This window comes from Sphingomonas sp., assembly GCF_050725575.1.
Taxonomy (GTDB): domain Bacteria; phylum Pseudomonadota; class Alphaproteobacteria; order Sphingomonadales; family Sphingomonadaceae; genus Sphingomonas.
The window spans coordinates 1-18866 of the sequence record NZ_JBOHHW010000027.1 but is presented as its reverse complement, the minus strand read 5'-3'; the positions used below and the strand labels follow the sequence as shown (position 1 = coordinate 18866).

17 protein-coding genes and 1 tRNA gene are annotated in these 18866 nt (G+C 65.4%); 7 read left to right on the top strand and 11 right to left on the bottom strand.

The window, feature by feature from the left end:
* Positions 1-54: 54 nt before the first annotated feature.
* From ACRECS_RS17160 to ACRECS_RS17140, 5 genes are read left to right on the top strand one after another with little or no spacing between them, the layout of a single operon-like run.
* Positions 55-1512: an MATE family efflux transporter gene (locus tag ACRECS_RS17160; RefSeq protein WP_431584165.1), complete on the top strand. Its 1458-nt coding sequence runs from the start codon at positions 55-57 to the stop codon at positions 1510-1512.
* A gap of 44 nt (positions 1513-1556) precedes the next feature.
* Positions 1557-2549, top strand: a complete 993-nt coding sequence (gene hemB, locus ACRECS_RS17155) for a porphobilinogen synthase (protein ID WP_431584164.1) — start codon at positions 1557-1559, stop codon at positions 2547-2549.
* The gene (locus tag ACRECS_RS17150; protein WP_431584163.1) at positions 2546-3082 is read left to right on the top strand and encodes a GNAT family N-acetyltransferase; all 537 of its coding nucleotides are present in this window, start codon (positions 2546-2548) and stop codon (positions 3080-3082) included. Before hemB ends, ACRECS_RS17150 begins: the two co-directional genes overlap by 4 nt.
* Positions 3079-3609, top strand: coding sequence for a GNAT family N-acetyltransferase (locus ACRECS_RS17145; RefSeq protein WP_431584162.1), 531 nt, complete (start codon positions 3079-3081; stop codon positions 3607-3609). Before ACRECS_RS17150 ends, ACRECS_RS17145 begins: the two co-directional genes overlap by 4 nt.
* Positions 3609-5834, top strand: coding sequence for a spermidine synthase (locus tag ACRECS_RS17140; protein WP_431584161.1), 2226 nt, complete (start codon positions 3609-3611; stop codon positions 5832-5834). Before ACRECS_RS17145 ends, ACRECS_RS17140 begins: the two co-directional genes overlap by 1 nt.
* Position 5835: 1 nt before the next feature.
* On the opposite strand, the gene ACRECS_RS17135 is transcribed toward ACRECS_RS17140, so the two are convergent.
* A complete protein-coding gene (locus ACRECS_RS17135) occupies positions 5836-6366 on the bottom strand; it encodes a hypothetical protein (RefSeq protein ID WP_431584160.1) in 531 nt (176 codons plus the stop codon).
* A gap of 85 nt (positions 6367-6451) precedes the next feature.
* On the opposite strand from ACRECS_RS17135, the gene ACRECS_RS17130 reads away from it, so the two are divergent.
* Both ACRECS_RS17130 and ACRECS_RS17125 read left to right on the top strand, forming a co-directional pair.
* Positions 6452-6528, top strand: a tRNA-Arg gene (locus ACRECS_RS17130).
* A gap of 411 nt (positions 6529-6939) precedes the next feature.
* Complete coding sequence (locus ACRECS_RS17125; protein WP_431584159.1) at positions 6940-7458, top strand: DUF3617 domain-containing protein; 519 nt, start codon at positions 6940-6942, stop codon at positions 7456-7458.
* Positions 7459-7526: 68 nt separating this feature from the next.
* Here the strand turns inward: ACRECS_RS17125 and ACRECS_RS17120 are convergent, their stop codons facing one another.
* From ACRECS_RS17120 to ACRECS_RS17075, 10 genes are all read right to left on the bottom strand, one after another.
* Entirely contained in the window at positions 7527-9191 is a 1665-nt protein-coding gene (locus ACRECS_RS17120) for an FAD-dependent oxidoreductase (RefSeq protein WP_431584158.1), read from the bottom strand.
* The gene (gene corA / locus ACRECS_RS17115; RefSeq protein ID WP_431584157.1) at positions 9182-10150 is read right to left on the bottom strand and encodes a magnesium/cobalt transporter CorA; all 969 of its coding nucleotides are present in this window, start codon (positions 10148-10150) and stop codon (positions 9182-9184) included. Before corA ends, ACRECS_RS17120 begins: the two co-directional genes overlap by 10 nt.
* 74 nt (positions 10151-10224) lie before the next feature.
* A complete protein-coding gene (locus ACRECS_RS17110; RefSeq protein WP_431584156.1) occupies positions 10225-10986 on the bottom strand; it encodes a 3'(2'),5'-bisphosphate nucleotidase CysQ in 762 nt (253 codons plus the stop codon).
* Positions 10983-12905 (bottom strand): sulfate adenylyltransferase subunit CysN, encoded by a 1923-nt coding sequence (gene cysN, locus ACRECS_RS17105; RefSeq protein WP_431584155.1) that lies wholly within the window; start codon positions 12903-12905, stop codon positions 10983-10985. The genes ACRECS_RS17110 and cysN overlap by 4 nt, the downstream gene beginning before the upstream one ends.
* Positions 12905-13807, bottom strand: a complete 903-nt coding sequence (gene cysD / locus ACRECS_RS17100) for a sulfate adenylyltransferase subunit CysD (protein ID WP_431584154.1) — start codon at positions 13805-13807, stop codon at positions 12905-12907. Before cysD ends, cysN begins: the two co-directional genes overlap by 1 nt.
* 69 nt (positions 13808-13876) lie before the next feature.
* Complete coding sequence (locus ACRECS_RS17095; RefSeq protein WP_431584153.1) at positions 13877-14095, bottom strand: hypothetical protein; 219 nt, start codon at positions 14093-14095, stop codon at positions 13877-13879.
* Positions 14096-14170: 75 nt separating this feature from the next.
* On the bottom strand, positions 14171-15427 hold the full coding sequence (locus ACRECS_RS17090; RefSeq protein ID WP_431584152.1) for an N-succinylarginine dihydrolase: 1257 nt from the start codon (positions 15425-15427) through the stop codon (positions 14171-14173).
* Entirely contained in the window at positions 15427-16446 is a 1020-nt protein-coding gene (locus ACRECS_RS17085; RefSeq protein WP_431584151.1) for an arginine N-succinyltransferase, read from the bottom strand. The genes ACRECS_RS17090 and ACRECS_RS17085 overlap by 1 nt, the downstream gene beginning before the upstream one ends.
* On the bottom strand, positions 16443-17651 hold the full coding sequence (locus tag ACRECS_RS17080) for a hydrolase (RefSeq protein WP_431584150.1): 1209 nt from the start codon (positions 17649-17651) through the stop codon (positions 16443-16445). The genes ACRECS_RS17085 and ACRECS_RS17080 overlap by 4 nt, the downstream gene beginning before the upstream one ends.
* 52 nt (positions 17652-17703) lie before the next feature.
* Complete coding sequence (locus ACRECS_RS17075) at positions 17704-18645, bottom strand: DUF481 domain-containing protein (RefSeq protein WP_431584149.1); 942 nt, start codon at positions 18643-18645, stop codon at positions 17704-17706.
* Positions 18646-18866: the final 221 nt, after the last annotated feature.

Sequence of the window (18866 nt, the reverse complement as noted above, 5' to 3'; positions counted from 1 at the left end):
GCGACACAGCGGGGCCGGAATAAGCCCGGCATGACGACGGGGATGGGGTAGGCAATGGCGACACAACCGACCCGTCCAGGTCAGCGCGATCTGACCACCGGACCGATTCGCCGCACGCTGCTGCTGTTCGCGCTGCCGACGCTGGCGTCGAACATCCTGCAGACGCTCAACGGCGCGATCAATTCGGTCTGGGTCGGCCGCTTTCTGGGTGAAGGCGCGCTGGCCGCGACCTCCAACGCCAATATCATCATGTTTCTGACCTTCGGCGCGGTGTTCGGCTTCGGCATGGCGGCAACCATTCTGGTCGGCCAGAGCGTCGGCCGGCGCGATATCGAGGGGGCACGGCGTGCGTTTGGGTCGGCGGTCGGCCTGGTCGTCGGCGGCGCGGTGGTGATCTCGGCGCTCGGATGGATCTTCGCACCCGGAATCCTGCATCTGCTTGCCACGCCGGGCGACGCGATGCAGCTGGCGCTCGACTATCTGCGCGTCATCTTCCTCGGCCTGCCCGCCTCGATGCTGCTCGTCCTGCTCACCATGGGACTGCGCGGATCGGGCGATTCGATGACACCGCTCTGGTTCATGGGTCTGACCGCGCTGCTCGATACAGTGCTCAACCCGTTGCTGATCATCGGTGTGGGCCCGTTCCCGACGCTCGGTATCGCGGGCTCTGCGCTGGCGACGCTGGCGGCCAACCTCATTTCGGTCATTGCTCTGCTCTTTTACATTTATCGGCGCGACCTGCCGATCCGGTTGCGCGGGCCGGAACTGCGCTTCCTGCTGCCCGAGGCCGCCCTGGTGCGCACGATCGTCGGTAAGGGCTTGCCGATGGGCGCACAGATGCTGGTCATGTCGACTGCCGGCCTGACCATGGTCGGGCTGGTCAACCGGCTCGGCGTGGATACCGCCGCTGCGTACGGCGTGACGCAGCAGCTCTGGGGCTTCATTCAGATGCCCGCACTGGCGATCGGCGCGGCGGTCAGCGCGATGGCGGCGCAGAATATCGGCGCCGGCCGCTGGGACCGGGTGTCGAGCATCACCAATGCCGGGCTGCTCGCCAACTTCCTGCTGACCGGCGCGATGGTCGGTGCGGTGATCCTGTTCGACCGCCGGGTCATGGCGCTGTTCCTCGGCGACCACAGCCCGGCGATGCCGATCGCGCGGCATATCCAGCTGATCGCGAGCTGGAACTTCGTGCTCTTCGGTATGACCATGGTGTTGTTCTCGACCGTCCGCGCGAACGGCGCGGTATGGGCGCCGCTGCTGTCACTGATCGTCGCGCTCTATCCAGTGCGCATCGGCTTCGCCGTCCTCGCCAAGCCCTGGCTCGGCGCCGATGCCTTATGGTGGAGCTTTCCGATCGGCTCCAGCGCCACCCTGGCGCTGGCGTACCTCTATTATCGCTATGGCGGCTGGCGGCAGGGTATCCTCGCGGTGCCGCCCGACCCGGAGGAAACCGGCGAGCAGGCGCATGCCACGACCGAACCGGCCGGGCGCCAGCACCCGACGGGCTGAGCTTCGCTCTTGCGCGCATGGGCCTCATCCACCAAAAGCCGCGCATGTCTGCCGCCTATCCCGCACTTCGCCTGCGCCGTACGCGCGCTTCCGCCTGGAGCCGCCGGCTTCATGCCGAGACCATCCTCACGCCCGCCGATCTGATCTGGCCGCTGTTCATTGCCGAGGGGCAGGGGGTGGAGGAACCGATCCCGTCCCTGCCGGGCGTTTCGCGCTGGTCAGTCGATGGAATCGTTGCACGGGCCAAAGAGGCGCGCGATCTCGGGATTACTTGTGTCGCGCTGTTTCCGAACACGCCGCCGGCACTGCGTACCGATGATGGCCGCGAGGCGCTCAACCCGGACAATCTGATGTGCCGCGCGATCCGGGCGATCAAGGATGCGGTGCCCGAAGTGGGCGTACTGACCGATGTCGCGCTCGACCCCTATACCGCGCACGGCCATGACGGGCTGGTCGATGATGCCGGCTATGTCATGAACGACGCGACCGCCGGGATACTGGTCGGCCAGTCGCTCAACCAGGCGAATGCCGGGGCGGACATCATTGCGCCGTCCGACATGATGGACGGCCGTATCGGCCTGATCCGTGAAGCGCTGGAAGGCGATGGCCATCACAACGTCCAGATCATGTCTTATGCCGCCAAATATGCCAGCGCCTTTTACGGCCCGTTCCGCGACGCGGTCGGCTCGCGCGGGCTGCTCAAGGGCGACAAGAAGACCTATCAGATGGACTCGGCCAATGCCGAGGAAGCCTTGCGTGAGGTCGCGCTCGACCTGGCCGAAGGCGCGGACAGCGTGATGGTCAAGCCGGGCCTGCCGTATCTCGACATCATCCTGCGGGTGAAATCGGAGTTCCAGGTGCCGGTGTTCGCTTATCAGGTGTCGGGCGAATATGCGATGATCGAGGCGGCGGTCGCTGCCGGTGCGGGTGAGCGCGACACGCTGGTGCTCGAAACATTGATGGCGTTCAAACGTGCGGGCTGTTCCGGCGTGCTGACCTATCACGCGGCACATGCCGCGCGCCTGCTCCACGCATGATCGAGACCGAGCGCCTGATCCTGCGCTGGCCCGAACCGGCCGACCATGCGGCGCTGCATGCGATGTGGGCCGACCCTGCGGTGATGATCGACCTCGGTCCGATCAAGACCCCGGCCGATAGCGAGGCGGCGCTCGTGCGCCACGCCGGCTATCGGGACAGCCATGGTCTCGGCTTCTGGACCGTCGAACTGCGGCAGGACGGCAGCGTGATCGGCTTTTGCGGGCTGAAGCCCGGCGCCGGGGACACGCCGGCCGAAGGAGAAGTGGAGATCGGCTGGATGCTCGGCCCACCCTGGTGGGGCAAGGGCTATGCGCGCGAAGCGGCGATGGCGAGCCTCGACTGGGCCTGGACCAGACTGGCCGCGCCACGGGTCGTCGCGATCACCGCGGCGCGCAACCTATCCAGCCAGCGCCTGATGGCCCGGCTCGGCATGGCAAAACGCGGCGGGAATTTCGAGCATCCGGCTTTTGCCGAGGGTGATCCGTTGCGTGACAGTGTGATCTTCTCGATCGATCGCCCGGCAACGGCATGATTACCACCGAACGCCTGATCCTGCGCGCATGGCAGGACGATGATGCGGGCCCGTTCCATGCCATGGGCCAGGATCCGGAGGTCATGCGCTATCTTGGTCCGCCATTGTCGCGCGAGGATGTCGCAGCACAGATCGCGCGCCAGAATGCGTTGATCGATCAGACCGGCCATTGTTTCTGGGCGCTGGAGCGGCGCGAGGACGGTGCGTTTATCGGGTTTTGCGGGGTCAAGCTCGGGCCGCCGGGCACGCCGATCGCGGGGCAGCTGGAAATCGGCTGGCGGCTTGCGCGCGCCTTTTGGGGGCGGGGCTATGCGAAGGAAGCGGCACAGGCGAGCCTGGACTGGGTCTGGGCCAATCTCGACGCGCGCGAAGTCGCGGCGATGACCGTGCCCGGCAACAGCGCAAGCTGGGGGTTGATGGAGCGGCTCGGCATGAGGCGGATGGTCGAGGAGGATTTCGACCATCCCGCACTGGCCGAGGGCGATCCGCTCCGGCGCCACATTCTGTACAGGATCGATCGGCCCTGATGGCATTTCCGGAATTACCCGCCCGCTTTTCGCGGCCCCTGTTCGTGGTCGCGATCCTGGCCGGGTCGTTCCTGTTGTTCCTCGTCCAGCCAATGATCGCGCGCATGGCGTTGCCCCGCCTCGGTGGTGCACCGGCGGTGTGGAATTCGGCGATGCTGGTCTATCAGGCGCTGCTGCTCGGCGGATATGCCTATGCGCACTGGCTGGGCCGGGTCAGTCCGCGTAAACAGGCGGCGATCCATCTGACGGTGCTGGTCGCCGCGGCGCTGTGGCTGCCGATCGGGTTGATGTCGATGCAATTGCCGGCCGACGCACAGCCCGCGATCTGGGTGCCCTGGCTACTCGGCGCGTCGATCGGGCCGCTCTTCTTCGCGGTGTCGGCGCAGGCCCCCCTGCTGCAGCGCTGGTTCAGCATTTCGAGCAAGGGTGGTGACCCCTATGCGCTGTACGCAGCGTCGAACTTTGGCAGCTTTGGGGGGCTGATCGCCTATCCGCTGATCGTCGAACCCGAACTGGCGTTGCGGGGGCAGAGCGTGCTGTGGAGCGCGGGTTATGTGCTCGTCGTGATCCTGGTCGCGGCCTGTGCCTTCACCTTGCCGAAAAGAGCCGTAGCGGTTGCCGAGGAAGCCGCCGCGCCCAGCTCGCCGCCAACGCGCCGGCGCGTCGCACTGTGGATCGCGCTGGCGCTGGTGCCGTCGGGGCTGATGCTCGCGACCTCCACCTTTATCACCACCGATGTCGTCGCGATGCCGTTGCTCTGGGTCATGCCGCTTGGCCTGTATCTGTTGAGCTTCACCATCGCTTTTGCCGGCAATCGCACGCTTGCCGACGTGCTGACCCGGATCGCGCCGGTCACGATCCTGCTGTTCGGTGGCGTGATGGTCGGTGGTTATCAGGAACGGCCCTATCTCAACGCGGGTCTCGCGCTGGTGCTGTTGTTCATGGCCTCGGTCGCGCTACATACCGCGATGTATCGGCTGCGGCCGGCACCCGATCGGCTGACCGGTTTCTATCTCGCCATGTCGGTCGGTGGCGTGCTGGGCGGCGTGTTCGCGGCGCTGATCGCGCCTTTGGTGTTCGACTGGACCTATGAATATCCGCTGTTGATCCTCGCCGCCGGCGTTCTGGTGCCGCAATCCTTCCTGATCGATCCGGTTCGGCGCATCTGGCAGGGCCCGGCGCAGCGGCACCGTATCGCGGTCCTGGCGATCGCGCTGATTATGGCGCTGCTGGTGCTGGCGGTGATCAACAATGCTGCCAGTGCCGGTCCGGACGGCAAACCCACACCGCCTTTCGTGTTCCTCATCATCGTTGCGCTCGGGCTGATCGTCACTGGCGCGCGGACGGCGTTCGTGATCGTGCTGGCGGGGGCGCTGATGGCCTTTGGCGGGTATCGCTCGATCGTGATCTCGCTGGAACCCAATGCACGCGTCCGGAGCTATTTCGGCGTCTACACGGTGCGCGGCAACCCGACGGTCCAGCAGCTCGCGCATGGCACCACGGTTCACGGCACGCAGCTGATCGGTAGCGAACAGCGCGAACGCACGCCGACCGCTTATTATATCCGCCAGTCAGGCGTTGGACAGGCGATGATGGCGCTGCCGGTCCTCTATGGCGACAAGGCACGGGTCGGTGTTGTCGGATTGGGAGCGGGAACATTGGCCTGCTATGCCCGGCCCGGCCAGGACTGGCGCTTTTACGAGATCGATCCCGTGGTTGTCCGGATCGCGCGCGACACCGGCCAGTTCAGCTTCCTCTCGCGCTGTCTGCCGGACCCGAAGATCGTGATCGGCGATGCACGGCTCAGCCTTCTCGCCGAACCGACCGGCGGGTTGGACATCCTCGCGCTCGACGCTTTCTCGTCAGATTCGGTGCCGATGCATTTGATGACGCGTGAAGCGTTCGACACCTATGGCCGCGTGCTGGCGCATGACGGGGTGCTGCTTGTTCACATTTCGAACCGCTTCCTCGACCTTGAGCCCGTCGTATCATCGGCGGCGGTTGCGGGAGGATGGAGTGCTGCAAAGCTGCTCTATTTCCCAGGTCCCGGCGCCGGCCCGGCAGAAAGCGCGTCTGCATGGATCGCCCTGTCGCGCGATCCGGGCACCATCGCCACGCTGAAGGCCCGCGACGCTGCCTGGGTGCCGGTGCTGCGCTATCCGCATTTCACGCCGTGGAGTGACGATTATTCGACTATCCTGCCGCTGGTGAAAGGCCTGAGATAGGTCAGGCGGCGGGCATCGAGGCTTGCAGCGCTCCGATCTTCGCTGTCTGCATGTCCAGTTCGGCCTGTGCCGCGCCGCGAGCGGCTTCAAGCGAAGGGTAAGGTGGCTTGCCTTCCGCAGCACGTGCCATCGTCGCGTCTTCCAGATCGGTCAGCGCCGCCGATGTCGTGGCGCGGAACACGTCCAGCTCGGCCAGCGCGGTTTGTGCGTCGAGCCAGCGATCGCTGCCCACCGCCTGGCCTTGCGCTGCCTTGGTCAGTGTTTCTGCCCTGGCCGCGGCTGTCGCGAAATCCTTCTGTGCGGTGCTGATGGTTGCGCCGATCTCTGTGATTCGCCGGTCGAGCGCAGGATCCGGCTCAAGCGCGACCGGTGCGACCACCGGCTCGGCGTCGCCGCGCGATTCGATCGGGCGCGGCAGGAGCGAGGGGTAGGGGCCCCCGCGTCGTTCCGCGCAGCCGGTTGCGGCCAGGGTAAAACCCGCGAGCAAGGCGAGGCTGGCAAGGGGGCGGATAGGAGTTTGGCGCTGCGTCATCACTTATTGCTCTATGCGTCGCATCAAGCATGCGCAACGCACTTGCGCCCCGCGCATCACGCCTCTATGAGCCCCCTTCCAGTGCGCACCCGTAGCTCAGCTGGATAGAGCATCAGACTACGAATCTGAGGGTCGGGCGTTCGAATCGCTCCGGGTGCGCCAATTTTTCCACATGGTTAGATCAACCCCTTTGGGGGCCCCCACGCACATCGCGCGGAATCGATATGCGGTACGCTGCCGGCAAAGAGCTGTTGCGTCATATTCCAGCTTTTTTACCATATTCGAACAAATTTATAAATTATGGGAGCAAGAAATCGCTCCTGCATATTCGTTTCGATAAAGAAACGATCTAAGATACTTGCGACCCAGAAACATGAACTCACGAGTATCACCGACGAATGAGATAGAGTGTAACAAGATCTTCCGATCACGATAGGTTTCGTGTCCGTTGGCGGTTAATCTTGACGCTGAACTTGATCCATTGGATGAAATGGCGGCAGCTGAGAACTCCGATGAATCGGAACGGCCGCAAGGGTCGGCCCCCGCCGATCCGCCAACAGGAGCGAAATATCCATGCATACCCGTTCATTGTCAGCTTGCGCCGCGGTTGCCGGCCTCCTTCTGCTCGGCGCCTGCTCGGGCGGCACCAAGGCGGGCGATAGCGCCGCCAATACGGTCGACGCGGCGCCGGCCGCCCCGGCTGCCGCTAAAATGCCCAAGGCAGGCCTGTGGGAGCTCAAGACCACGTCGGCGGGCGTCGCGGTACCGGCGATGAAGGTTTGCGTCGGCGAGACCAAGCCCGGCGACAATCCCTTCGTGTCGAAGCAGCCTGGCGCGAACTGCGCGAAGAACAACGTGACGTCCAACGCGTCGGGTTACGATATCGATTTGGAGTGCACGCAGAACGGCATGACCGTCGCGACCAAGGGCAGCGTCACGGGCGACATGTCGAGCGCCTATAAGGTCGAAATGGCCACGTCGATGAAAGGCGCCAACCTGCCGCCTGCGGCGCAGAAGGAAACCAAGGTCGTCATCGAGGCGAAATATCAGGGCGCCTGCCCTGCGGACATGCAGCCCAAGACGGCTGGCTGATGCGGTGCGGGAGGGGGAGGTCTGCTTCCCCTCCCAAGCTGCGCTGAAGAGATGTTCTCTGCTCAGGGTCAGCCTCGCGCCAGATATTGATGGATTTGGGCGACCACCGCTGCCCCTTCGCCGATCGCGCCGCCGACGCGCTTGACCGATCCCGCCCGGACATCGCCGATCGCAAAGACGCCGGGGACGCTGGTCTGCAGCGTCAGCATATCCTGGCCGGTCGCGACAAAGCCCTTTTCATCCGGCAGCACGGCGCATTCGCCGAGCCATTCGGTCGCGGGATCGTCGCCGACGAACATGAACACGTTGCGAATCGGCGCTTCGATGCTTTGCCCCGAATCGCGATTCTTCCAGGTCACCTGCTCGAGCCCGGCGGTGCCGCCATCGAGCGCGACGACCTCGGTCCGGCTCATCAGTTCGATTCGCGGATTGGCGGCGATACGGTCGATCAGATAGCGCGACATGGTGGCGGCAAGCCCGTCGCCGCGCACCATCATCCGTACTTTGGCGGCATGGCCGGCAAGATAGACTGCCGCCTGTCCCGCCGAATTACCGCCGCCGACCAGGACGATTTCCTGCCGGCTGCAGAATTGCGCTTCGACCGGGGATGCCCAGTACCACACGCCGCGTCCTTCAAACTCCTCCAGCCGGGTCAGAGCCGGGCGGCGGTAGCGCGCGCCGGAGGCGATCACCACGCTGCGCGCGCGATAGACGCGGCCATCGTCAATATGCAGCCGGTGGATGCCATTGGCATCGCTGCATTCGAGCGTCCTGACACAGGCCGGAATGGCGATCTCGGCGCCGAACTTCTGCGCCTGGACGAAACCGCGCGCGGTCAGCGCGAGGCCGGTGATGCCGGTCGGGAAGCCGAAATAATTCTCGATCCGCGCGCTCGCCCCCGCCTGGCCGCCAAAGCCGCGTGCATCGAGCACCAGCACCGACAGGCCCTCGGACGCGGCATAGACCGCGCTGGCGAGGCCGGCCGGCCCGGCGCCGACGATCGCGACGTCATAGACGCACTGGTCGTCGGGCTTACCGATCATGCCCATGGCGATCGCGATGTCGGTATCGGACGGCGCGCGGAGCACGGTCCCGTCGGGCAGGATCGCGAGCGGCCAATCCGTGGGCCCCGGGTGAAGATGCGCGACGATATCCGCCGCTTCGTCGTCGGTCGCCGGGTCGAGCGAGCGGAAGGGCAGGCCGTTGCGGCGCAGGAAACCGGCGATCCGGACGCGGCCGGGATCCTCGCCCGGCGCGATCAGGATCGGGCCGCCCGCCGCCGCGTCGATCAGGCGAGTCCGCCGCAGGATCAGCGCGCGCATGATCCGCTCGCCAAGATCGGCTTCGGCAACGATCAGCGCGCGCAGGTCGGCGGGCTTGAGGATCAAGGCATCGACAGGCTCAGCGGCGTCCGCATCGACCAATGCCGGGCGGCCGGACAGGCTGGAGATCTCGCCGATCAGCGATCCAGCGCTATGTTCGGTGATCGGGCTGACATGGCCGGCGCCGTCATGCTGGACGATCGATACGCGGCCCGAGAGCACGACCAGCAGCCCGACGCCGCGTTCGCCGGTGGCGAAGAGCCGTTCGCCGGCCTGATAGCCGCGCTGGCCGCCAAAACGGGCGACACGGGCGATGTCGTCGGCCGACAGGATGGGATACATCTGTTCGCGCCGCTGGATCGGAACCAATGCCGGCGGCGTCTCGTCATGGTCCTCGGGCGTCACAGCCATTTGACGCGCCGGAACCGGACATAGAGCGCGGTACAGAGCGCGAGGATCACCGCGACGGTGACGAAATAGCCGTAGCGGGTCTTGAGCTCCGGCATATATTCGAAGTTCATCCCGTAAATGCCGGCGATCGCGGTCGGCACGGCGAGGATCGCGGCCCAGGCCGCGAGCTGGCGGGTGATCGCGCCCTGGCGCTGCTGTTCGAGCAGGGTGCTGACCTCGAACACCGAGGTCAGCACGTCGCGCAGGCCGCCGACCATATTCTCGACCCGCCGGACATGGTCGAGCACGTCCTTGAAATAGGGCTTGGTCTCGGCATCGATGCACGGCACGTCGAGGTTGAACAATTTGCTCGTCACCTCGCCCATCGGGCCGATCACGCGCTGGAACCGGATCACCTCGCGGCGCAGCGTGAACAGGCGCTTGGTGTCGTCGTACGACAGCGAGGCATCCATCGTCCGCGTCTCGATCTCGAGCACGTCCTCCTCGATCGTTTCGACGATCGGCAGATAGCCGTCGACGATGAAGTCGAGGATCGCGTGGAGGACATAATCGACGCCGTGGCGCAGCAGCCCCGGCGCAGCCTCGAGATGCGCGCGCAGGCCGCTATGTGCCCGGGCCGAGCCGTGGCGGACGGTGATGATGTGATTGGGGCCGACGAAGATCGCCGTCTCGCCATAGTCGATATGGTCGTCGTTGAGATGCGCGGTGCGCGCGACGACGAACAGCTGGTCGCCATAGACGTCGATCTTGGGCAATTGATGTTTGTTCTGAGCGTCCTCGACCGCCAGCGGGTGCAGGCCGAATTTCTCCTGCAGCGTGTTCAGTTCGGCATCGGTCGGCTCATGCAGGCCGATCCACACGAACTCCTTCTTGTCGCCGTGACACGGCGTTGGTTCGTCGATCTCGATCGGCCGGATCTTCTGGCCATCACGGTAGAGATAGGCGGCGATTACGCTCACGGGCACCTCGTTGGACGTCGCGATGCGCCGGAATTAGCAAAGCGCGTGCGAAACGTCGCGCGCGGAAATCGCACTTACCCGATGTCCGGTTGGGCGGCGCGAATAGCCGCCAGGACGCGGGGTGCCAGTTCCTCGCGGCAGATCAGCAGGTCGGGCAGCAGCGGGTCGACGCAATTATAGACCAGCGCGCTGCCGTCGATCCGCGAGGCATGCAGCCCGGCGGCCAATGCGACGGCCACCGGCGCGCAATTGTCCCACTCATACTGGCCGCCGGCATGGAGGTAGATGTCGGCGCGGCCCTCGACCACCGCCATCGCCTTGGCGCCGGCCGAGCCCATCGGGATCATTTCCGCATCGAGCGCCGCGGCCACGGCGAGCGCGATCTGCGGGGGGCGCGAGCGGCTGACCACCATGCGCGGACGCCCGCCGAGCGGCGGATAGTCGGGGGGTGTGTCGTCAGTGACGAAAACCTTGTGCGCAGCGGGCAGGGCGACCGCACCGGTGACCGGCACGCCGTCGATCGCCAGGCCGATATGCACCGCCCAGTCGTCGCGCTCCTCGGAAAATTCGCGCGTGCCGTCGAGCGGATCGACCACCCAGACGCGCCGCGCCGAACAGCGCGCGCGGTCGTCAGCGGCTTCTTCGGACAGGATGAAGTCGTCGGGCCGCGCGGTGCGCAGATGCGCGATGATCGCGGCGTTGGCGCGCTCGTCGCCGCGCTTGCCCAAGGTTGCGCCCGAGCAATCGCCCGTCGCGCAGAGGGTGCGGAGCAGTTCGCCCGCCTCCAGCGCCACGGCGCGGGCAAGTTCGGCGTCGGTTTGCGGCGTCTGTGTCAAAGGTCCGGACTCCACACGCCCATGATATGCTCGACGATCCGTTCGGCGGCGGCCTCCGGCGTCTCGCGGGTCGTGTCGACGCGAATCTCAGGACTGACCGGTGCTTCGTAAGGGCTGGAAATGCCGGTGAAATTGGCGATCGCGCCGCTGCGCGCCTTGGCATAGAGCCCCTTCACGTCGCGCGCCTCCGCCACGTCGAGCGGGGTGTCGATGAAGATCTCGACGAACTCGCTGTACGGCATCATGCTGCGCACCAGTTCGCGCTCGGCGCGGAATGGCGAGATGAAGGCGGTCAGCACGATCAGCCCGGCATCGGTCATCAGCTTGGCGACTTCGCCGACGCGGCGGATATTCTCGATCCGATCGGCATCAGTGAAGCCGAGATCCTTGTTGAGGCCGTGGCGGATATTGTCGCCGTCGAGCAGGAAGCTGTGGCGGCCAAGCGCGTGCAGCTTCTTTTCGACCAGATTGGCGATGGTCGATTTGCCCGACCCGGACAGGCCGGTGAACCAGAGCAATTTGGCAGTCTGCCCCTTTTGCGCGGCATGCGCAGCGCGGGTGATGTCGATTGCCTGCCAGTGGACGTCCTGCGACCGGCGCAGCGCATAGGTCAACGTGCCCGCCGCGACGGTCGCATTGGTCAGCTTGTCGATCAGAATGAAGCCGCCGAGATCGGTCGAGTCGGCATAGGGTTCGAACACGATCGGCCGGTCGGTATAGACTTCGGTCACGCCGATATCATTGAGGCCAAGCGTCTTCACCGACAATTCGGCCAGCGTGTTCACGTCGATCGCATGGCGCGGCTGCTGAATCGTCGCGCTGACCGTCTGGGTCGCCAGCTTCAGCCAATAGGCGCGACCGGGGAGCAACGGCTCCTCCGCCATCCACACCAGGGTCGCCTGGAACTGATCGGCGACCTGGGGCGGTGCCGCCGCCGCGGCGATCACATCGCCGCGCGAGCAATCGACTTCGTCAGCGAGCGTCAGCGTGACCGACTGGCCGGCAACCGCTTCACTCAGATCGCCGTCCATCGTCACGATCCGGGCGATTTTGCTGGTGCGCCCCGAGGGCAGGATACGGACCGCGTCGCCCGGCCGGATCGATCCGGTCGCGATCGACCCGGCAAAGCCGCGGAAATCGAGATCGGGCCGGTTGACCCATTGTACCGGCAGGTGGAACGGCCGCGCCTGCGCCGCGTCGCCTTCCAGATCGATTGCCTCGAGATGCTCGATCAGCGCCGGGCCACCATACCAAGGCATCGCGTCCGAGCGGCTGGCGATATTGTCGCCGGCCAGACCCGACAGCGGAATGGCGGTGAAGGTCTCGATCCCGATCGATGCGGCGAAGTCGGCATAGTCGGCCACGATCTGGTCGAACACGATCTGGCGGTAATCGACCAGGTCCATCTTGTTCACCGCCAGCACGATGTGGCGGATGCCGACCAGATGCGCGAGGAAGCTGTGACGCCGCGTCTGAGTCAGCACGCCCTTGCGCGCGTCGATCAGGATCACGGCACAATCGGCGGTCGAGGCGCCGGTGACCATGTTGCGGGTATATTGTTCGTGGCCGGGCGTATCGGCGACGATGAACTTGCGCTTTTCGGTCGCGAAGAAGCGGTACGCGACGTCGATCGTGATGCCCTGTTCGCGCTCGGCGGCGAGGCCGTCGACCAGCAGCGCGAAATCGATATTCTGGCCCTGAGTCCCGACCCGCTTGCTGTCGGCTTCGAGCGCGGCGAGCTGATCCTCGAAGATCATTTTCGAATCGTAGAGCAGGCGCCCGATCAGCGTGGATTTTCCGTCATCGACCGAACCGCAGGTGATGAAGCGCAGCAGCGACTTGCGCTGATGCAGCGCGAGATAGGCGCCGATATCGGCGGCGATCAGTTCATCCGGCCGGAAGGAGGAAACGGCAGTCATCAGAAATAGCCCTCCGCCTTCTTCTTTTCCATGCTCGCGCTCTGATCATGGTCGATCGCACGGCCCTGACGCTCGCTTGTAGTGGTCAGGAGCATTTCTTGAATCACGTCGGGCAAGGTCGCCGCGTCACTCTCGACCGCGCCGGTCAGCGGGTAGCAGCCCAGCGTGCGGAAGCGGATCGAGCGTTCGACCGGCACTTCGCCGGGGCGCAGCCGGAAGCGGTCGTCATCGACCATCAGCAGCAACCCGTCGCGCTCGACCGTCGGGCGCGGCGCGGCGAGATAGAGCGGGACGATCTCGATATTTTCGGCGAGGATATACTGCCAGATATCGAGCTCGGTCCAGTTGGATAGCGGGAAGACGCGGAAGCTTTCGCCCTTTGCCTTGCGCGTATTGTAGAGCCGCCACAATTCGGGGCGCTGGTTCTTCGGATCCCAGCGCTGATGCGCCGAGCGGAAGCTGAAGATCCGTTCCTTGGCGCGGCTCTTTTCCTCGTCGCGCCGCGCGCCGCCGAACGCCGCGTCATAACGGCCGGCTTCGAGCGCCTGTTTCAGCCCCTCGGTCTTCCACAGATCGGTGTGCAGGCTGCCATGGTCGAACGGGTTGATGCCGCGCGCCTCGGCATCGGGATTCTTGTGGACGATCAGCTTCATGCCCGCTGCCTCTGCGGCGCGATCGCGCAGCGCATACATGTCGCGGAATTTCCAGGTCGTATCGACATGGAGCAACGGGAAGGGCGGCCGCGCCGGGAAGAAGGCTTTCCGCGCAAGGTGCAGCATCACGGCCGAATCCTTGCCGACCGAATAGAGCATCACCGGGCGCTCGGCCTCAGCGACCACTTCGCGCATGATATGGATGCTCTCGGCTTCGAGGCGCTGGAGATGGGTAAGGGTGACGCTCATTGTCGCCCCAGATAGTGGCGAATTGCCGCGGCGCGATCAACTTATGCTGTTGGGCCTTAAAGCTGAGGGTCAGTCGGCCTGTTGCCGCTCGATCGAATCGAGGATCCGCGCACCCGCCATGAACACGGCGACCGGGCAGACCGAGAAGAGCAGCCAGCCGCCGACCCCGGGATATTGATGGAGGTAATGCACCCCGCGTTCGACCGCGCCGAGGCCAAGGCCATAAATGACCAGGAACGCCTCGAACTTGGACTTGATGACGAACAGTTTTGCGAATTTGGTCCACATGCCAAACGTCAAGCAAGCCGCGGACCAATGGCGGAAATGCGTGGTTTCGTTTTAACGGATATGGTTACCTGTTAATTAATCCGACATTCCAAGGTCATCGAGGCCCAGCGCCTCCAGGAGTGCCGCGCGGGCGCGTTCGATCGTGGCGATCAGCGCGGGATCGGCGATCATCGCCCCATCGATCCGCTCCGGCCAGTGCGCCGCGACCACTGCGGCGATGCGGTCGAGCTTCGCATTATCGACCAGGAAGCGCGGATCGACCGTCGCCGGGTCGCACACCACGCGCAGCCGCAGACAGGCCGGGCCGCCGCCATTGGCCATGGACTGGCGCACATCGACCACTTCGAGCTGGCGGATCGGGCCATTGCCCGCGACCATGTCCTGCAGCCAGGACCAGACCGCGGCATTCTCGCGCGCTTCCTCAGGCAGGATCAGCGCCATGCCGCCTGAGGGCAAGGTGACGAGCTGCGCATTGAACAGATAGGATGAGACCGCGTCGGCCAGGCTGACCCGCGCCGCCGGGACTTCGACGATCTCGACCTCGGGCAATGCCTCTCGCAGCTCGCGGTAGAAGCTGTCCTTGTCCTCGAACGCCAGTTCATGGGTGAACAGCACGCGCTCATTGGCGACCGCGACGACATCATTGTGGAACGCGCCGGCGGCGATCGCGGCTTCGGACTGGGCGACGAACAGGGTGCGCGCCGGATCGAGCCGGTGGCGCCGCGCGATGCTGGCGCTGGCCTCGCGGTGCTGGCGGGCGGGGAAGGGGCCGCCCGACACGCCATAGACGAACACCTCGACCGCTGGCCGGCCATGCTCGACGCAGAGCCGCATATGGTTGGCCGCGCCCTCATCGCCGAACGGCGCCGGCACCGCGTCATGCACGGCGAAGGCAGGGTCGGCAAAGGCGATGCGCAGCTGCGCCAGAGTGCCGCGCCATTCATGGCTGCGGTGCGGCATGGTCACGAGATTGGCGGCGCTGAGATGGCACCGCCCATCGGCCGTATCAGGCGCGGGCGAGACGGTCGCGGCATTGGCCGCCCACATCGCCGAGGCCGACAACGCCTGCGCCTGAAGATGCGGGGCGGCATCGGCGTAGCTGGTGGCGAGGCTCGCCAGCCAGTCATGATCGGGCCGTGCCAGCGGGAGCAATATGCCCTGAGTCAGGCCAAGCGCGAGATTGGCGCGCATCTTGGCGATGCCCTCGAGCGCGGCGGCGCGCGGTTGCGACACCTTGCCGGCATTGTTGGTCGCGGCGAGATTGCCATGGCTGAGCCCGGCATAATTATGGCTTGGGCCGATCAGCCCGTCGAAATTGATCTCGGTCAGCATCAGACGCGCCCCGCATAGCTGACCGCATCGCCCGGCCCGACGCCGAGTGCGGTGGCACAGGCCTGATCGATCGTGATACCGTCGTCGCCGGGGCGAATGCGCGCATGCGAGCAGCGGAAATCGGCCAGCCGGCCAGTCGCGACCAAAGCCGGCTCGCCGCCGCCGGCATCGTCCACGGCGAGGACTTTGGTTGTCACCGCTTCGCGGATGGTGCGGACATTGTCGGTCTTGGTGGTCATGGTCGGCCCACCGTCAAAAATGTCGACATAGCGTTCGAACGCGAAGCCTTCATTTTCCAGCATGCGCATCGCGGCGCGGCCGGAGGGGTGCGGCAGGCCGATCGCGGCGCGCGCGCTTTCCGACAGCATCGCGGTGTAGATCGGATGCTGCGGGAACAGGTCGGCGATGAACTGATGCCCGTGGATCGCATTGAACTGATCCGCGTCCTGGAAATTCATCCCGAAGAACCGCCCGGCAAGGCCATCCCAGAAGGGCGAGCCGCCGGCTTCATCAATGATGCCGCGCAATTCGGCGAGAATGCGGTCGGCAAAACGCGCGCGGTGATTGGCGATGAACAGATAGCGGCTGCGCGCGAGCAGCATGCCGAGCCCGCCGGCGCGTTCGCCGGGGTGAAGGAACAGCCCGCCGACTTCGCTGCATCCCTCAAGGTCGGTGGTCAGTGCGAGATTTTCGGCATGGAAGGTGCGGTTGAGCTCCTTGCTGTGCTGCGTGAGGGTGCTGAGCCGGTAGCTGTAAAAGGGAAAGCGCTGCCCGACCTGCGAGAAGAGCTGGCAGGTGCCGCGCACTTCGCCGGTGTCGACATTTTCCAGCACCAGCACGAACAGATCGTCGCCCAGCGCATCGTCATCACGGGCAAAGGCTTGGCCTGCACGATCGAGCTTGATCTGCAGCGAGGCGCGGTCGGGCGGCAAATTGGTGAAACCGCCCCCGGTCAATTTGGCCATTTCATAAAGCGCCTGCAGGTCCCCCTGACCGGCGGCGCGGATGCGAAAATTCATGAAAGTCCCCGTTCGGCGATACGCATGATGGTGAGGGCGGAGAGCGCGGCGCGCTCGCCCAGGCTGTCGATGATAAGGAATTCGTCGGGCGAGTGAATCGCCCCGCCGCGCGCGCCCATCGTGTCGACCACCGGCACGCCGCAGGCGGCGATGTTGTTGCCGTCGCACACCCCGCCGGAATGGCGCCAGGCGATGTCGAGGCCGAGATCGGCGCCGGCATGCTTGACCAGCTCGAACAGTTTCGCGGCACCGGCATCGATCGGCTTGGGCGGGCGGTTGAAGCTGCCATGGACCTCGATCCGGACATCATGTTCGGCCGCGACCATCGCCACCGCGCTGTCGATATGCGCTTTGGCGCGGGTGATCTCCTCCAGCGTGGCGGGGCGGAAATTGACTCGCAGGATCGCAAGGTCGGGCACGACATTGTTCGGCCCGCCACCATCGATCCGCGCCGGGTTGACCGCCAGCCGGGGGCTGCGCGCCTGAGTGAGGCGGAGCGCGAGATCGGCCGCCGCGACGATCGCGTTGCGGCCGTCATCGGGGTTGCGGCCGGCATGGGCGCTGAGGCCGTGCACGACGATCGAGAAATTGCCCGTGCCGCCGCGTGCGCCGGCCAATGTGCCGTCGGGCAGAGCGGGCTCATAGGTCAGCGCGGCGAGCTTGCCGTGGGCGGCGCGCGCGATCAGGCCGGCGGAGGAGAAGGAGCCGGTTTCCTCGTCGGAATTGATCACCACCTCATAGCCGATGCGGTCGCGCAGCGGCGACGCCTCGACCGATTTGAGCGCGGCGAGCATCAGCGCGAGGCCGCTCTTCATGTCGGCGACGCCCGGGCCATTGAGCGTGCCGTCGTCGCGGAAGGTCAGCGACTGGAACGGGTGGTCGACCGGATAGACCGTGTCCATATGGCCGGTGAACAGCATCTGCGCCGGTGCGTCGGGGCGGACCCTGAGATGGAGATGCTTGCCATGGGCGAGCGGGGTGACGGTGCCGTCGATGCCGACGCTTTCCGCGGCTTCGGGCTCGATCAGGGTGATGTCGCCGGGGAGCGCGGCGAACTCGTCGGCCAGCAGCGCCGCGACTTTTTCGAGGCCGGGAAGATTGCGCGTGCCGCTGTTGATGGTGCTCCAGCGTTCGACCTGCGCCAGCATCGGCTGGCTGCGTGCGACATCGAGCGCGGTTGATTCTGCAGTTGAAAGAACGGACATCGGCCTCGTCTAGCGAGTCAGGTCACCTCGCTCCACCCACTTTGGTTGCGGTTCAGAAACTATAGACGAGCGACGCGCGGCTGGTGGTGTCGGTGCCGACGCGCCCGATTGGCGGCATGCTTTCATATTGCACGCTGTAGGATAGTTTCGCGGCGAGCGGGCCGATCAGCTTGGCGTTGAGCGCGGTGGTGCCGGTGATGCTGCTGTTGAAATGCTGGATATAGGCCGAGGCGTCCTGGCTGAGCGTGATGGCGCGCGACAATTTCCAGTCGAAGTCGAGCGATCCGCGTGCGGCGATGCTGCTCTCGACCGTGGCATCGGTGTAATTGGTGTGGCGATAGGCCGGGCCCAGTTCGACATCCAGGGTCATGCCGGGCTGCTTGATCGCGCTGTAGCCGGCGCCGAGCGAGGCTGAATAGCGGTCGGTATAGCCGAGGAACCGGTCGCTCTCATATTGCGCCGCGCCATAGACATAGCCGCGCGGGCCGAATTTGAAATTGGGTTCATAGGCGGCGAGATAATGTTCGCGGCTGACCAGCCCGAGGCTTTCCTGATAGTCGGCGGCGACGCGGATCTTGTGGCGCCAGCGCAGCGTCTCGCGCTGCAGGTCAAGCGCGCCGCTCAGGCCGATATTCTCGGTATTGCCGGTGGTGAAATATCCGCCGACCTCGGCGCGGCCTTTCCAGAGATCGAAGGGGCCTGCCTCGCGCAGCTTTTCCTGTCGTTTCGCCAGCCGCTCGGCGTGCCACGAATCGACCATCGCGGTGATCGCGTCGGCATTGTCGGGGGCTGTGGCGCGGGCATATTTGACGATCGTCGCGACCTCGCTTTCATTGCCGGAGGCGAGGGCCGCGTCGAGCATCGCCTTTACCTGCAGCGGGATCGCCGCCGGATCGGCATTGGCCAGGAGCAACGGGGCGGCGAGCAGGGTGGGGAGGATGCGCACAGGCCGGGCATAGCGTCCAAACTGCTGTTCCGGAACCGGTTTCAGCAACAAAATATCGTTGGCTGAGGGCATTTGATCGCGGGGGCGATCATGTCTTTTGTGCTTATAGGTTGGGTAGAAAGAGGGTTCGCGCAGAGGCGCAGAGGGCGTGGAGGGCCTGTTGGGCGCGGCCATCAAACTCCTCCCCGGCACGGGGAGGGGGACCATGCGAAGCATGGTGGAGGGGGTGTGCCGGCAGCGTTTCGCTTGTGGATATCCCCCTCCACCAC

Bases quoted from the DNA above. Each gene is read 5' to 3' on its own strand.
- ACRECS_RS17160 (WP_431584165.1), top strand. From the start codon at position 55: ATGGCGACACAACCGACCCGTCCAGGTCAGCGCGATCTGACCACCGGA.
- hemB (WP_431584164.1), top strand. From the start codon at position 1,557: ATGTCTGCCGCCTATCCCGCACTTCGCCTGCGCCGTACGCGCGCTTCC.
- ACRECS_RS17150 (WP_431584163.1), top strand. From the start codon at position 2,546: ATGATCGAGACCGAGCGCCTGATCCTGCGCTGGCCCGAACCGGCCGAC.
- ACRECS_RS17145 (WP_431584162.1), top strand. From the start codon at position 3,079: ATGATTACCACCGAACGCCTGATCCTGCGCGCATGGCAGGACGATGAT.
- ACRECS_RS17140 (WP_431584161.1), top strand. From the start codon at position 3,609: ATGGCATTTCCGGAATTACCCGCCCGCTTTTCGCGGCCCCTGTTCGTG.
- ACRECS_RS17135 (WP_431584160.1), bottom strand. From the start codon at position 6,366: ATGACGCAGCGCCAAACTCCTATCCGCCCCCTTGCCAGCCTCGCCTTG.
- ACRECS_RS17125 (WP_431584159.1), top strand. From the start codon at position 6,940: ATGCATACCCGTTCATTGTCAGCTTGCGCCGCGGTTGCCGGCCTCCTT.
- ACRECS_RS17120 (WP_431584158.1), bottom strand. From the start codon at position 9,191: ATGGCTGTGACGCCCGAGGACCATGACGAGACGCCGCCGGCATTGGTT.
- cysN (WP_431584155.1), bottom strand. From the start codon at position 12,905: ATGACTGCCGTTTCCTCCTTCCGGCCGGATGAACTGATCGCCGCCGAT.
- cysD (WP_431584154.1), bottom strand. From the start codon at position 13,807: ATGAGCGTCACCCTTACCCATCTCCAGCGCCTCGAAGCCGAGAGCATC.
- ACRECS_RS17095 (WP_431584153.1), bottom strand. From the start codon at position 14,095: ATGTGGACCAAATTCGCAAAACTGTTCGTCATCAAGTCCAAGTTCGAG.
- ACRECS_RS17090 (WP_431584152.1), bottom strand. From the start codon at position 15,427: ATGCTGACCGAGATCAATTTCGACGGGCTGATCGGCCCAAGCCATAAT.
- ACRECS_RS17085 (WP_431584151.1), bottom strand. From the start codon at position 16,446: ATGAATTTTCGCATCCGCGCCGCCGGTCAGGGGGACCTGCAGGCGCTT.
- ACRECS_RS17080 (WP_431584150.1), bottom strand. From the start codon at position 17,651: ATGTCCGTTCTTTCAACTGCAGAATCAACCGCGCTCGATGTCGCACGC.